General features: G+C 65.1%; 13 protein-coding genes. 11 read left to right on the top strand and 2 right to left on the bottom strand.

The window, feature by feature from the left end; genetic code table 11:
- Positions 1-37: 37 nt before the first annotated feature.
- The 3 genes from JYG34_RS07605 to JYG34_RS07615 all read left to right on the top strand — a co-directional run bounded on the left by JYG34_RS07605 (position 38) and on the right by JYG34_RS07615 (position 2503).
- Positions 38-661 carry a glutathione S-transferase gene (locus JYG34_RS07605; protein WP_213660141.1) on the top strand — a complete coding sequence of 208 codons (624 nt, stop codon included), beginning with the start codon at positions 38-40 and terminating at the stop codon, positions 659-661.
- A gap of 133 nt (positions 662-794) precedes the next feature.
- Positions 795-1727 (top strand): ABC transporter ATP-binding protein, encoded by a 933-nt coding sequence (locus JYG34_RS07610; RefSeq protein WP_213660142.1) that lies wholly within the window; start codon positions 795-797, stop codon positions 1725-1727.
- Positions 1724-2503: an ABC transporter permease gene (locus JYG34_RS07615; RefSeq protein WP_213660143.1), complete on the top strand. Its 780-nt coding sequence runs from the start codon at positions 1724-1726 to the stop codon at positions 2501-2503. The genes JYG34_RS07610 and JYG34_RS07615 overlap by 4 nt, the downstream gene beginning before the upstream one ends.
- Here JYG34_RS07615 and JYG34_RS07620 read toward each other — a convergent pair.
- Positions 2387-3028, bottom strand: coding sequence for a DUF2062 domain-containing protein (locus JYG34_RS07620; RefSeq protein ID WP_213660144.1), 642 nt, complete (start codon positions 3026-3028; stop codon positions 2387-2389). The two genes, JYG34_RS07615 and JYG34_RS07620, sit on opposite strands and share 117 nt — an antisense overlap.
- Before the next feature lie 143 nt (positions 3029-3171).
- Here JYG34_RS07620 and JYG34_RS07625 point away from each other — a divergent pair, with 143 nt between their 5' ends.
- The 8 genes from JYG34_RS07625 to murB all read left to right on the top strand — a co-directional run bounded on the left by JYG34_RS07625 (position 3172) and on the right by murB (position 10325).
- Positions 3172-5376 (top strand): DNA internalization-related competence protein ComEC/Rec2, encoded by a 2205-nt coding sequence (locus tag JYG34_RS07625; RefSeq protein WP_213660145.1) that lies wholly within the window; start codon positions 3172-3174, stop codon positions 5374-5376.
- 411 nt (positions 5377-5787) lie between these two features.
- The gene (locus JYG34_RS07630; RefSeq protein WP_028690976.1) at positions 5788-6423 is read left to right on the top strand and encodes a MotA/TolQ/ExbB proton channel family protein; all 636 of its coding nucleotides are present in this window, start codon (positions 5788-5790) and stop codon (positions 6421-6423) included.
- Positions 6420-6854, top strand: a complete 435-nt coding sequence (locus JYG34_RS07635; protein ID WP_213660146.1) for an ExbD/TolR family protein — start codon at positions 6420-6422, stop codon at positions 6852-6854. The genes JYG34_RS07630 and JYG34_RS07635 overlap by 4 nt, the downstream gene beginning before the upstream one ends.
- On the top strand, positions 6854-7864 hold the full coding sequence (gene lpxK, locus JYG34_RS07640; RefSeq protein ID WP_213660147.1) for a tetraacyldisaccharide 4'-kinase: 1011 nt from the start codon (positions 6854-6856) through the stop codon (positions 7862-7864). The genes JYG34_RS07635 and lpxK overlap by 1 nt, the downstream gene beginning before the upstream one ends.
- A 34-nt stretch (positions 7865-7898) precedes the next feature.
- Complete coding sequence (locus JYG34_RS07645) at positions 7899-8084, top strand: Trm112 family protein (protein ID WP_011532874.1); 186 nt, start codon at positions 7899-7901, stop codon at positions 8082-8084.
- Entirely contained in the window at positions 8081-8845 is a 765-nt protein-coding gene (kdsB, locus tag JYG34_RS07650) for a 3-deoxy-manno-octulosonate cytidylyltransferase (protein WP_213660148.1), read from the top strand. The genes JYG34_RS07645 and kdsB overlap by 4 nt, the downstream gene beginning before the upstream one ends.
- Positions 8845-9309 (top strand): low molecular weight protein-tyrosine-phosphatase, encoded by a 465-nt coding sequence (locus JYG34_RS07655; RefSeq protein ID WP_213660149.1) that lies wholly within the window; start codon positions 8845-8847, stop codon positions 9307-9309. The genes kdsB and JYG34_RS07655 overlap by 1 nt, the downstream gene beginning before the upstream one ends.
- Positions 9306-10325 (top strand): UDP-N-acetylmuramate dehydrogenase, encoded by a 1020-nt coding sequence (gene murB, locus JYG34_RS07660; protein ID WP_213660150.1) that lies wholly within the window; start codon positions 9306-9308, stop codon positions 10323-10325. Before JYG34_RS07655 ends, murB begins: the two co-directional genes overlap by 4 nt.
- Positions 10326-10511: 186 nt before the next feature.
- On the opposite strand, the gene rne is transcribed toward murB, so the two are convergent.
- Positions 10512-13757, bottom strand: coding sequence for a ribonuclease E (gene rne, locus JYG34_RS07665; RefSeq protein WP_213660151.1), 3246 nt, complete (start codon positions 13755-13757; stop codon positions 10512-10514).
- Positions 13758-14149 lie beyond the last annotated feature (392 nt).

The following is a 14149-nucleotide window of genomic DNA, read 5'->3' on the forward strand; positions in this document are numbered from 1 at the left end:
GACTGTCCCCCCCTCCCGCATTCATAAGGACGTTGCCATGCTGAAAATCTGGGGCCGCAAGAACTCGAGCAATGTGCGCAAGGCGCTGTGGATCGCCCATGAACTGGGCCTGGACTTCGAGTCCATCGATGCCGGCGGCGCCTTCGGGGTGGTCAACGAACCCCACTACCGCGCCCGCAACCCCAACGGCCTGGTGCCCATGCTCGAAGATGGCGACCTGGTGCTGTGGGAGTCCAATACCATCGTGCGCTACCTCTGTGCCGAATACGGCCAGGCGCAAGGCTGGTACCTCGACGACCCACGCCAGCGCGCCCTGGCCGACAAGTGGATGGACTGGACCACCTCATCCTTCGCCGGCCCGTTCCGCCCGCTGTTCTGGGGCCTGCTGCGCACCCCCGAGGAGCAACGCGACTGGGTGGCGATCAACGCCGCGCACAAGCAATGCGCCGAGCTGTTGTCGATTGCCGACCAGACCTTGGCCAGGCAACCCTATCTCTCCGGCGAACAGATCGGCATGGGTGACATCCCCCTGGGCAGTTTCGCCTATGCCTGGTTCGAAATGCCCATAGAACGCCCGGCCATGTACCACCTCGAAGCCTGGTATGAGCGCCTGAAACAACGCCCCGCTTATCAGGCCGCGGTGATGACCGCCCTGACGTGAGGCCACTTCGATAGTCATTATCAATAGATGTGACTGTACTTGTGCGGCCAGCCCTTGCACCATGGCCGCACTCACTGCGCCAGTGACTTGACCTGGCGTGCCCTGAACACCTTTTCTCGGTACCTGACCCGCCATGAGTTCCGCCCTGTCCATCCGACAGCTGACCAAGACCTACGGCAACGGTTTCCAGGCCCTCAAGGGCATCGACCTGGACGTTTCCGAAGGCGACTTCTTCGCCTTGCTTGGCCCCAACGGCGCCGGCAAGTCCACCACCATCGGCATCCTCTCGACCCTGGTGAACAAGACCAGCGGCACGGTCAGCGTGTTCGGCCACGACCTGGACCGCGAACCGTCCGCGCTCAAGCGCTGCCTGGGCGTGGTGCCCCAGGAGTTCAACTTCAACCAGTTCGAGAAGACCTTCGATATCGTCGTCACCCAGGCCGGCTACTATGGCATCCCGCCCAGGCTGGCCAAGGAGCGCGCCGAGCAGTACCTGACGCAATTGGGGCTGTGGGACAAGCGTGACGTGCAGTCGCGCTCGCTGTCCGGCGGCATGAAGCGCCGGTTGATGATCGCCCGGGCGCTGATCCACGAGCCGCGCCTGCTGATCCTCGACGAACCGACCGCAGGGGTGGATATCGAGCTGCGCCGTTCGATGTGGAGCTTCCTCACCGAGCTCAATCAGAAGGGCATCACCATCATCCTCACCACCCATTATCTGGAAGAGGCTGAGCAGCTGTGCCGCAACATCGGCATCATCGACCACGGCACCATCGTCGAGAACACCAGCATGCGCCAGTTGCTGGGCAAGCTGCATGTCGAGACCTTCGTGCTCGACCTCAAGCACGACCTGCCGGTCGCGCCTGAGCTGCACGGCTACCCGTGCCGGCTGATCACCCCGCACACGCTTGAGGTGCAGGTGGAGAAGGATATCGGCATCACCGCGTTATTCGGCCAGCTGGCCCTGAAGAACATCGAGGTACAAAGCCTGCGCAACAAGACCAATCGACTCGAGGAGCTGTTCGTGTCCCTGGTGGAAAAGAACCTGTCGAAGGTGGCCGTATGAATGTGGAGCTGCGCACCAACTGGGTCGCCCTGAACACCATCGTCTACCGCGAAGTGCGGCGCTTCTTGCGTATCTGGCCGCAGACCCTGCTGCCCCCGGCGATCACCATGGTCCTGTACTTCGTGATCTTCGGTAACCTGATCGGGCGGCAGATCGGCGACATGGGTGGCTTCACCTACATGGAGTACATCGTGCCGGGGCTGATCATGATGTCGGTGATCACCAACTCCTACGGCAACGTGGTGTCGAGTTTCTTCGGTAGCAAGTTCCAGCGCTCCATCGAGGAACTGATGGTCTCGCCGGTGTCGCCGCACACCATCCTGGTCGGCTATGTGCTGGGTGGTGTGTTGCGCGGGCTGGCGGTGGGGGTGATCGTGACCATCCTGTCGCTGTTCTTCACCCACCTGCAGGTGCATCACCTGGGCGTGACCATCGTCGTGGTACTGCTGACCGCGACCATTTTCTCGCTGCTGGGCTTCGTCAACGCGGTGTTCGCGCGCAACTTCGACGATATCTCGATCATCCCGACCTTCGTGCTGACACCGCTGACCTACCTCGGTGGGGTGTTCTACTCGATCAACCTGCTGCCGCCGTTCTGGCAGACCGTATCGCTGGCCAACCCGGTGCTGCACATGGTCAACTCGTTCCGCTACGGCATCCTAGGGGTGTCGGATATCAGCATTGGTACGGCGATCAGCTTCATGCTGGTGGCCACCGCGCTGCTGTATGTGCTGTGTGTCCGCCTGCTGGTCAGCGGTCGCGGCATGCGGGCGTGAACCTTGCGCAGATGAACAGCGACACTGGCGCCGGCGCCACTGCCGGCCCACCCACCAGCGCCAATAGCCCATGGTGGTGAAGTAGGCGAGCACGCCGAGCACCACCCCGCATACCACCGAGCCCAGCAGGAACGGTTGCCAGATCGTCGCCAACTGGTCGGTCACCCAGCCGACGGTGATTTCCTCGGGCAAGGTGCGTGGTGGTACCTGCATCAGCCAGGCACCGGTCATGTAGGTGACGAAGAATACCGGGGGCATGGTCAGCGGGTTGGTCAGCCACACCAGGCTGACCGCGATGGGCAGGTTGCCACGCACCGGAATCGCCAGGGCGGCGGCCAGCAGCATCTGCATGGGGATGGGAATCAGCGCGGCGAACAAACCGACGCCCATGGCCCGCGCCACCGAGTGGCGGTTCAGGTGCCAGAGGTTGGGGTCGTGCAGCAGTTTGCCGAAGAAGCGTAACGACTTGTGTTCCCGGATACTGGTCGGGTCCGGCATGTAGCGTTTGAACAGACGGCGCGGCATGTGGGCTCCCGGCAGGGTTGAAGGGCGTCAGTATGCCTTTATTCAAGCGCAGCCTCGTTCAGAGTTTGTGACAATTGTTGAGCAAGCATTTCCCCCCGATCAGCTAAGCCTCAGAGGCCATTTCGCTTCTGGAGCTCTATCTCATGCGCACAGGGATGCTTGCGCTGGTGCTCGGGCTGTTGTGCCTGCGCTTTTTGCCTGCTCTGCCATCGGTCGGATGGCTGCTGGTCCTGTTGATATTTGCCTTGGTCTGCTTGCCCACGCGCCTGTGGTGGCTGGGGTGTTTCGTGCTGGGCGCGTGTTATTCGTGCTGGTCGGCGCAGCGGGCGCTGGACGATCGCTTGCCCGTCGAGCTGGATGGCCGGACGTTGTGGCTGGAGGGGAAGGTGGTGGGTTTGCCCGCCCGTGGCCAACGCAGCGTGCGTTTCGAGCTGGAGCAGCCAAGATCCCGCCGGGCGCAGTTACCGCAACGTGTGCAGTTGAACTGGTTCGAAGGGCCGCAGCTGCGGGCGGGCGAGCGTTGGCGGCTGGCAGTCAATCTGCGCCAGCCCAGTGGGTTGCTCAACCCCCATGGGCCGGATCGCGAGGCCATGCTTCTGGCGCGGCGGGTTGGTGCAACGGGCACCGTCAAGGCGGGCGAGCGGCTTGGCGCGGCGGTGGTCGACTGGCGCGATGGCCTGCGTCAACGCTTGCTGGCGGTGGAGGCGCACGGGCGCGAGGCGGCTCTTGCAGCCTTGGTGCTGGGCGATGGCGCGGGGCTGGCCCGGCAGGACTGGCAGGTTTTGCAGGCCACCGGCACGGTGCACCTGCTGGTGATTTCAGGGCAGCACATCGGGTTGCTGGCTGGGCTGGTGTATGGCCTGGTGGCGGGGCTGGCACGGCTGGGCTGGTGGCCACACCGGTGGCCATGGTTGCCGTGGGCTTGCGGGCTGGCCATGGCGGCGGCGTTGGCCTATGGCTGGCTGGCGGGGTTTGGCGTGCCGGTTCAGCGAGCCTGCCTGATGCTCGCCGTGATGCTGCTCTGGCGCCTGCGCTTCCGCCATCTGGGCGCCACCACGCCGCTGTTGCTGGCGCTGCTCGGCGTGCTGCTGGTCGAACCGCTGGCCAGCCTATTGCCGGGTTTCTGGCTGTCGTTCGCCGCCGTCGCCGTGCTGGTGCTGTGTTTTTCCGCCCGGCTGGGCGCATGGCGCCCCTGGCAAGCCTGGACCCGTGCCCAGTGGGTGATTGCCGTCGGCCTGTTGCCGGTGCTGCTGGCGCTGGGGTTGCCGGTCAGCCTGACGGCGCCGCTGGCCAATTTGCTGGCGGTGCCGTGGATCAGCCTGGGGGTGCTGCCGCTGGCACTGCTGGGGACAGTGCTGTTGCCGGTTCCGGGCGTGGGGGAGGGGGGGTTGTGGTTGGCGGGGCTGTCGCTGGACGGTCTGTTTGCATCGTTGGCGCTCGTCGCAGATCAGCAGCCAGCCTGGATGCCTGAGCCCGCGCCTGTGTGGGCCTGGCTGCTGGTGTGCCTGGGGGCGGTTCTCGTGCTTTTGCCTCGCGGCGTGCCACTGCGCATGCCGGGCGCGGTCATGTTGCTGGCGATCTGGTCGCCGCGAGAGCAGGTGCCCCACGGGCAGGTGGACGTCTGGCAACTGGACGTCGGCCAGGGCCTGGCGGTGTTGCTGCGCACCCGCCATCACAGTTTGCTGTATGACGCGGGGCCCGCGCAGGGCGACAGCGATCTGGGCGAAAGCGTGGTGCTGCCTACCTTGCGCAAACTTGGGGTGAAAAACCTCGATGTGATGCTGATCAGCCATGGTCATGCCGACCATGCCGGTGGCGCGGCGGCCGTTCGTCGCGGGTTGCCGGTGAGCCGGGTGCTGGCGGGAGAGGTCGCCGGGCTGGATCAGGCGCAGCTCTGTGGCAGTGGTGAGCGCTGGATCTGGGATGGCGTGGCATTTTCGCTCTGGCACTGGCCGCAAGGCCGGTCCAGCAACGAGCGCTCCTGTGTGTTGCAGGTGGAGGCCAATGGCGAGCGGTTGCTGCTGGCCGGCGATATGGAAAGTGGCGCGGAGCGGGCCTGGCTGGCAGCTCACGAAGAGCATCGGATCGACTGGCTGCAGGCGCCGCACCATGGCAGCCGCACGTCGTCCACCGAGCCGTTCGTCAAGGCCACCGCGCCGCGCGGGGTGATGATTTCCCGTGGGCGGCACAATGGCTTCGGGCATCCTCATGCGCAGGTGATCGAGCGGTATCATCGGCATGGGGTGATGGTGCATGACACGGCGGTCGAGGGGGCGTTGCGGTTGCGACTGGGCAGCTATTTTGGGGTGGAGGGGGTGCGGGCGCAACGGCGGTTTTGGCGGGATTAGGAGGGACTCTTGGGAATTTGAGGTGCATGTCATGGGATTTGCTTTGGTGCATAGATCGAGCGCCGCCTGCGCGGCGCATCGCGGATGAATCCGCTCCTACATTCGTTGCAACGTGGCCATGACCGATAGGCCATGGTTGTTCGCCTTGTTGGTACGACGCGGTTTTTTGGCTGGCGCTGCCGCCGCCCCGCCCGGCTCACGCCATGCGCCAAGGCTGGCAACCATGGCCTCACAGGTGAGGTACGTTGCAACCGATGTAGGAGCGGATTCATCCGCGATGCGCCGCGCGGGCGGCGCTCGATATCCGCCACCCCGCATCTTTCAGGCCTAGTGATTTCCCTGACCTCCGGCAGATGAGCCCTCGCCTTGCCTATGGTAGAGTGGCGGCCTTTTTCCGAGGGGATGCTTACTGTGTGGGAATTGGTCAAGTCCGGTGGTTGGATGATGCTGCCGATCATCCTGAGTTCCATCGCCGCCATGGCGATCGTCGTCGAGCGCCTGTGGACCTTGCGCGCCAGCCGTGTCACCCCGCCGCACCTGCTGGGCCAGGTGTGGATGTGGATCAAGGACAAGCAACTCACCAGTGACAAGCTCAAGGCCCTGCGTGCCGACTCGCCGCTGGGCGAAATCCTGGCCGCCGGCCTGGCCAATTCGCGCCACGGCCGCGAGATCATGAAAGAGTGCATCGAGGAGGCCGCCTCGCGGGTCATCCACGAGCTGGAGCGCTACATCAGCACCCTTGGCACCATCGCCGCCATGGCCCCGCTGCTCGGCCTGCTGGGTACCGTGCTGGGCATGATCGACATCTTCAGCGCCTTCATGGGCTCGCAGATGACCGCCAACGCCGCAGTGCTGGCCGGCGGTATCTCCAAGGCCCTGGTCACCACCGCGGCGGGCCTGATGGTCGGTATCCCGGCGGTGTTCTTCCACCGCTTCCTGCTGCGCCGCATCGATGAGCTGGTGGTGGGAATGGAGCAGGAAGCGATCAAGCTGGTCGAGGTGCTGCAGGGCGACCGCGAAGTGGAAGTGGCCGGAGGCAAGGCGTGAAGTTCCGGCGCAATCGCCAGCGCGAGAACGTCGACATCAACCTGGCGTCGTTGATCGATGTGGTGTTCGTGTTGCTGCTGTTCTTCGTGGTCACCACCACCTTCACCCGCGAGACGCAATTGCGTGTCGAGCTGCCCGAGGCGGCCAGCGCCGAGCAGGCGCCGGCGGACCAGGGCAAGCTGGTGGAAATCTCCATCAGCGCCGACGGTGTGTACTCGGTGAACAACCACCTGCTACCGAAAAGCGACCTGGACACCCTGACCGAAGCCATCGAGAAGGAGTCCGGCGGTGACATCACGCTGCCGCTGGCCATCAGCGCCGACGGCAAGACCCCGCACCAGGCTGTGATCACCGCAATGGACGCGGCCGGCAAGCTCGGCTTCAGCAAGTTGCGCATGACCACCGTCGAGGCCGCGCAGGGCAAGCCCTGATGGCCTTCGCCGACCGCCTGCTGGCCGCCTGGTACACCGGGCACCCCGCGCTCGCCCTGTTGCGCCCGCTGGAGGCGCTGTACCGCCGCGTGGTGACGCGCAAGCGCGCGCGCTTCCTCAGTGGCGAAAGCGCCAGCTATCGTGCGCCGGTACCGGTAATCGTTGTCGGCAACATCACTGTTGGTGGCACCGGCAAGACCCCGATGATCCTCTGGCTGATCGAGCACTGTCGCCGACAGGGGCTCAAGGTCGGCGTGGTCAGCCGTGGCTATGGGGCCAAGCCGCCGCGATACCCTTGGCGTGTCCAGGCCGACCAACCTGCCGAACGGGCCGGTGACGAGCCCTTGCTGATCGTCCAGCGCACTGGCGTGCCGCTGGTGATCGACCCTGATCGTTCCCGCGCCGTGCAGGCCTTGCTGGCCAGCGATGCCCTTGACCTGATCCTGTGCGATGACGGCATGCAGCACTATCGTCTGGCCCGTGATCTGGAGCTGGTGCTGATCGATGCCGCCCGTGGCCTGGGCAACCGTCGCTGCCTGCCGGCCGGCCCGCTGCGTGAGCCCGCCGAGCGGCTGGATGAGGCCGATGCGGTGCTGTTCAACGGTGCGGAGGCTGATCGTGACGATGGTTTCTCGTTCCGCCTGCAGCCCTGCGCGCTGATCAACCTGCGCAGCGGTGAGCGCCGCGAGCTCGACCTGTTTCCCGCTGGCCAGGCGCTTCACGCCGTGGCCGGCATCGGTAATCCGCAACGTTTCTTCAACACCCTGCAGGGGCTAAACTGGCAGCCGGTGCCGCATCCCTTCGCCGACCATGCGCCCTACAGTCGCGAGGTGCTGTCGTTCAGCCCGCCGCTGCCGCTGGTGATGACCGAGAAGGACGCGGTGAAATGCCGGCCTTTCGCCGCCGACGACTGGTGGTACCTGGCGGTCGACGCGGTGCCTTCGCAGGCGTTCGGCCGCTGGTTCGACGGCCAGCTCGAGCGCCTGTTGCCTGGCCGCCTCCGGCCCTGAGCCATTTTTCAATTTTCGTCTCAAGGAAGCTTCCATGGACACCAAACTGCTCGACATCCTGGCCTGCCCGATCACCAAGGGCCCGCTCAAGCTCAGCGCCGACAAGACCGAGCTGATCAGCAAGGGCGCGGGCCTGGCCTACCCGATCCGCGACGGCATCCCGGTGATGCTGGAAAGCGAGGCGCGTACCCTGACTGACGAAGAGCGCCTGGACAAATGAGCCTGGACTTCACCGTGGTGATTCCGGCCCGGCTGCGCTCCACGCGCCTGCCGGGCAAGCCGTTGCTGCCGATCGCCGGCAAGCCGATGGTTCAGCATGTATGGGAGCAGGCGCGTAAAAGTGGCGCCAGCCGCGTGGTCATCGCCACGGACGACACCAGCATCGTCGAGGCCTGCCAGGCGTTTGGTGCTGAAGTGTTGCTGACCCGCGCCGACCACGAGTCGGGCACTGATCGCCTGGCCGAGGTCGCCGCCCAGCTGGGGCTGGCGCCCGACGCCATCGTGGTCAACGTGCAGGGTGACGAGCCGCTGATTCCACCGGTGATCATCGATCAGGTGGCCGCCAACCTGGCGCACCATCCGGAAGCCGGCATTGCCACCCTGGCCGAGCCGATCCACGAGCCGGAAACCATTTTCAACCCCAACGCGGTGAAAGTGGTCAGCGACAAGCATGGCCTGGCACTGACTTTCAGTCGCGCACCGCTGCCCTGGGCCCGGGACGCCTTCGCCAAGGACCGCAGCCAGCTGCCTGCCGGCGTGCCGTACCGTCGCCATATCGGCATGTATGCCTACCGCGTGGGCTTCCTCCAGGACTTCGTGGCCTGGGGCCCGTGCTGGCTGGAGCAAGCCGAGTCGCTGGAGCAATTGCGGGCCCTGTGGCACGGCGTGCGCATCCATGTCGCCGATGCCATCGAGGCGCCGGCCGTAGGCGTTGATACCCCCGAAGACCTGGAGCGCGTACGGCGCTTGCTGGAGGCTTGATGCGCGTCCTGTTCGTCTGTCTCGGCAATATCTGCCGTTCGCCCACCGCCGAGGGTGTGCTGCGCCATCAACTGGAAGCTGCGGGGCTGGCTGATGTCGTCCAGGTGGCGTCCGCCGGCACTGGCGACTGGCACGTGGGCAAGGCCCCCGACAGCCGTACTTGCAAGGCCGCCCTGGCGCGTGGCTACGACCTGTCGCGCCAGCGTGCCCAGCAGGTCAAGGCCGAGCACTTTGCTGAATACGACCTGGTCCTGGCCATGGACAAGAGCAACCTGCGCAACCTGCAGGCATTGCGCCCGCACAACACCAAGGGCGAACTCGACCTGTTCCTGCGCCGCTATGGCGCGGCCCTGGACGAAGTACCGGACCCTTACTACGGCGGTGCGGAAGGTTTCGAGCAGGTGCTCGATCTGATCGAGGCGGCTTGTCGCGAGCTGGTCGTGGAAATCAAGGGGCGGTTATGACAGTGCACTGGCAAGAGCAGGTTTCGCTCAAGCCCTACAACACTTTCGGTATCGATGTGCGAGCGCGTTACTTCACCCAGGCGCACGACGATGGCGACGTTCGCCAGGCATTGGCCCAGGCAGTTGAGCAACGGGTGCCTGTGCTGGTGATCGGCGGCGGCAGCAACCTGCTGCTGACCCGTGACATCGATGCCCTGGTACTGCACATGGCCAGCCGTGGCCGGCGCCTGCTCGACGATGATGGCGAGCGGGTGGTGGTGGAGGCCGAGGCCGGCGAGCCCTGGCATCCGTTCGTGCAATGGAGCCTGGAGCAAGGCTTGTGCGGCCTTGAGAACCTCAGCCTGATTCCTGGCACAGTCGGCGCCGCGCCGATGCAGAACGTCGGGGCCTATGGCGTGGAGATCAAGGACGTGTTCGCCGGGCTGACCGCTCTGGATCGCGAGACGGGCGAATTGCGCGATTTCTCTTTGCAGGAGTGCGCATTCGGCTACCGCGACAGCGTGTTCAAGCGTAACCCGGGGCGTTGGCTGATCTTGCGTGTGCGCTTTGCCTTGAGTCGTACGTTGCAGGCCCATCTGGACTATGGTCCGGTGCGTCAGCGCCTGGCGGAGCAGGGCGTTGAACAGCCGACCGCCCAGGCGATCAGCGACGCTATTTGCGGTATTCGTCGGGAGAAGCTCCCGGATCCGGCCGAGCTGGGCAACGCCGGTAGCTTCTTCAAGAACCCCGTGGTGCCAGCGGCATTGGTCGAGCGTATCCGCGCCGGGCATCCTGACGTGGTGGCTTATCCACAGGCCGATGGCCAGGTGAAGCTGGCGGCGGGTTGGTTGATCGAGCAGGCGGGGTGGAAAGGTTATCGCGAGGGCGATGCAGGTGTGCACCGGCTGCAATCGCTGGTGCTGGTGAATTACGGTCAGGCGAGCGGGGCGCAGATGCACGCGCTGGCGCAGAAGATCCAGGCGGATATCCTTGAACGGTTCGGGGTGGCGCTGGAGATGGAGCCGAACCTGTACTGATCAGGCGGCCTGTGGGAGCGGCTTTAGCCGCGAAGCAAGCGACGCGGTGGATGGCACCGGCTTCGCCGGTTTTCGCGGCTGAAGCCGCTCCTACAAGTCCCTGCGGGCAAAGCCGGTGCCATCCATCGGCAAAGAAAAAGCCCCGCCAGTTCGCACTGGCGGGGCTTTTTCATTCAGCCGTTGCTATCAACCGTGGTGAGGCTTGTGCTCGTCAGCGGTTTCCAGGGCTTCTGCCGGTGCGGCCTGGGCGGCAGCCAGGGCTGCAGCGGCCTCGGCTTCACGCTTGCGGCGACGCACTTCACGCGGGTCGTTCGGCGCACGGCCGTTCGGCAGCATGATGGTGGAAGGCTCGACCGGAGCGGCTACCTCTTCGACTGGCGCTTGTTCGGCGACAACCGACGCAGGCTCGGCTGCTGCGGCTTCGACCACTTCAGCTTGCACTTCGGCAGGCTTGGCCTCGACGTGCGGAGCAGCTTGCTCGGTAACCGGAGCTTCGACAGCTTCGACGACCGGCGCTTTTTCGATCTCGCCAGCTTCCGCTACCGGAGCTTGTGCGACTGGTGCCGATTCGACAGCCGCTTCAACGATGGCGACAGGCTGCTCAACGGCTGCCTCGACGACCGGCTGTGGTGCCACTTCAACCACGGGCTCGATGCTCGGCTCTACGACAACGGCCGGCTCGCTGACAGGTTGTTCCACCACAGGGGCGATGGATACCTGCTCGGCGACGACCTCGGCGATTTCCACCTGGGTCTGGGCCACGGCTGCATTGGCGCGCTCGGCCTGCTGGTTGGCTTCGACTTCGGCGTCGGCGCTGATGTTGCTGGTGGCAACGGCGGCAGTGACGGCGATGCCGGCGGCCAGTTCGGCACCCAGCTCGGTGGCCTGGTGCTGCTGTGGCTGCTGCTCTTCGCTGCTGTCTTCGTCGCCTTCGATCAGCTCGCCATTGGCATTGCGCTGACGCTCGCGACGGTTGCTGCGACGACGCTGGCCACGGGAGCGGCGGCGTGGACGCTCGCCATCGGCGCCTTCCTGCTCGTCCTGCAGCAGTTCTTCGTTCGGCAGTTGCTCTTCGGTCAGCTCGGCGGCCTGTTCGGCTACCTGCTCGTCAGGGCGCAGCTGGCGCTCTTCGCGTGGCGGACGTGGCTGACGCTCTTCGCGAGGTGCGCGTTCTTCACGAGGGGCACGTTCTTCACGTGGTGCGCGCTCTTCACGAGGTGCGCGTTCTTCACGTGGGGCGCGCTCTTCGCGAGGTGCGCGTTCTTCGCGAGGTGCGCGCTCTTCGCGAGGTGCGCGTTCTTCACGTGGGGCGCGCTCTTCGCGAGGTGCGCGTTCTTCGCGTGGGGCGCGCTCTTCGCGAGGTGCGCGTTCTTCACGTGGCTGACGCTCTTCACGGGCAGCTGGTGCGGCATCCAGTGGCTCGCGCAGTTCGCGTACACGCTCTTCGCGGTTGCCGCGGCGGTCTTCGCGAGGCTGGCGTGGCTGGCGCTCTTCACGCGCGGCGCGCTCTTCACGTGGGGCGCGTTCCTCACGAGGCTGACGCTCTTCACGTGGAGCACGCTCGCTGCGCTCTTCACGCGGCTTGCGCTCTTCATCGCGACGGCCACCACGATTGCGGCTCTGCTGGCGACCGTTGCGACGCTCCTCGTTGCGCGACGAGCGCTCGGCGGCCGGCTTCTCGGTGTTCACGGCCGGTGCGGCGGCAGGCTCTTCCTTGCCGGCGAACAGGCTGACCAGCGACTTGACCAGACCCTTGAACAGGCTTGGCTCCGGGGCGCTCTGTACGGGCGCGGCCGGTGCGGCTGGCTCTTCAGCGGCGGCCGGTGCCGGGGCGTTGGCGCGTGCCGGTGCGGTCTTGACCGCGGCTTCCTGGCGAACCAGGGTGCGGGTGGCGGTCGGTTGCGGCGCTTCTTCTGTTTCGCTCGAGGCGATCTCGTAGCTCGACTGGCTGTTCAGCACGTCCGGATTGTCGTCGCGCAGGCGCTGGACTTCGAAGTGCGGGGTTTCCAGGTGATCGTTCGGCAGGATGATGATGCGCGCGCGGGTACGCAGTTCGATCTTGGTGATCGAGTTGCGTTTCTCGTTGAGCAGGAAGGCGGCCACCGGGATCGGTACCTGGGCGCGCACTTCGGCGGTGCGGTCCTTCAGGGCTTCTTCTTCGATCAGGCGCAGGATCGCCAGCGACAGCGACTCGACGTCACGGATGATGCCGGTGCCGGAGCAGCGCGGGCAGACGATGCCGCTGCTTTCACCCAGCGATGGGCGCAGGCGCTGGCGGGACATCTCCAGCAGGCCGAAGCGCGAAATGCGGCCAACCTGCACGCGGGCGCGGTCGGCTTCCAGGCATTCACGCACGCGCTCTTCGACGGCGCGCTGGTTCTTGGCCGGGGTCATGTCGATGAAGTCGATGACGATCAGGCCGCCGATGTCGCGCAGGCGCAACTGGCGAGCGATTTCTTCGGCCGCTTCCAGGTTGGTTTGCAGCGCGGTTTCCTCGATGTCGCTGCCTTTGGTGGCGCGTGCCGAGTTGATGTCGATGGAGACCAGGGCTTCGGTCGGGTCGATGACGATCGAACCACCGGACGGCAGGTCGACCACGCGCTGGAAGGCGGTCTCGATCTGGCTTTCGATCTGGAAGCGGTTGAACAGCGGCACGCTGTCTTCGTACAGCTTGACCTTGCTGGCGTACTGCGGCATCACCTGGCGGATGAAGGTCAGGGCTTCTTCCTGGGCGTCGATGCTGTCGATCAGCACTTCGCCGATGTCCTGGCGCAGGTAGTCGCGGATGGCGCGGATGATGACGTTGCTTTCCTGGTAGATCAGGAACGGCGCGCTGCGGTCGAGGGACGCTTCCTTGATGGCGGTCCACAGCTGCAGCAGGTAGTCGAGGTCCCACTGCATTTCTTCGCTGCTGCGGCCCAGGCCCGCAGTACGCACGATCAGGCCCATGTCGCCCGGAACGGTCAGGCCGTTCAACGCTTCACGCAGCTCGTTGCGCTCCTCGCCTTCGATGCGGCGGGAGATGCCACCGGCACGCGGGTTGTTGGGCATCAGCACCAGGTAGCGGCCAGCCAGGCTGATGAAGGTGGTCAGGGCGGCGCCTTTGTTGCCGCGCTCTTCCTTCTCGACCTGGACGATGACTTCCTGGCCTTCGCTCAGGACTTCCTTGATGTTGACCCGGCCTTCAGGGGCTTTCTTGAAGTATTCGCGGGAGATTTCCTTCAGCGGCAGGAAGCCGTGACGTTCGGAGCCGAAGTCGACGAAGGCGGCTTCAAGGCTGGGCTCGATCCGGGTGATCTTGCCTTTGTAGATGTTGGCCTTTTTCTGCTCACGGGCGCCGGACTCGATGTCCAGGTCGTAGAGGCGTTGGCCGTCCACCAGGGCTACACGCAACTCTTCGGGTTGAGTCGCGTTAATCAGCATTCTTTTCATGTTGTACCGTCGGTTTCCGGGCTGCCGGAAACGGCGTTCGGCACACACGACTTTTCATGATCGGTGCCAAGGTGCGCAAAGGGTGGCGGGCCACCCCCGTGTCTGGCGACGTTCGGCACCAGCCGGTTGCCCAGCCTGCCGTGGTCGCGACGACGCGTCCTGTGTTGTGGTGCCAAAAGACCAGTCGAGTTTTTCGAATGTTATCCGAATCAATCGAACGGGCCTGGTGCACTCAGTCAGGAGGAGGAATCAACCGGTCGTCCGTGGACGCCGCAAGGGCGTCTGTTCAGGACCTTGTCCGTCCATCGCCCGATCAGTGGGGCGGTGGATGGACGCGGTGCCACACGGTCCGAGAGCTGTGCATCTCCACCCTGCACGTATCCCTGAAAATT

The sequence above is a fragment of the Pseudomonas entomophila genome (assembly GCF_018417595.1).
Taxonomy (GTDB): domain Bacteria; phylum Pseudomonadota; class Gammaproteobacteria; order Pseudomonadales; family Pseudomonadaceae; genus Aquipseudomonas; species Aquipseudomonas entomophila_C.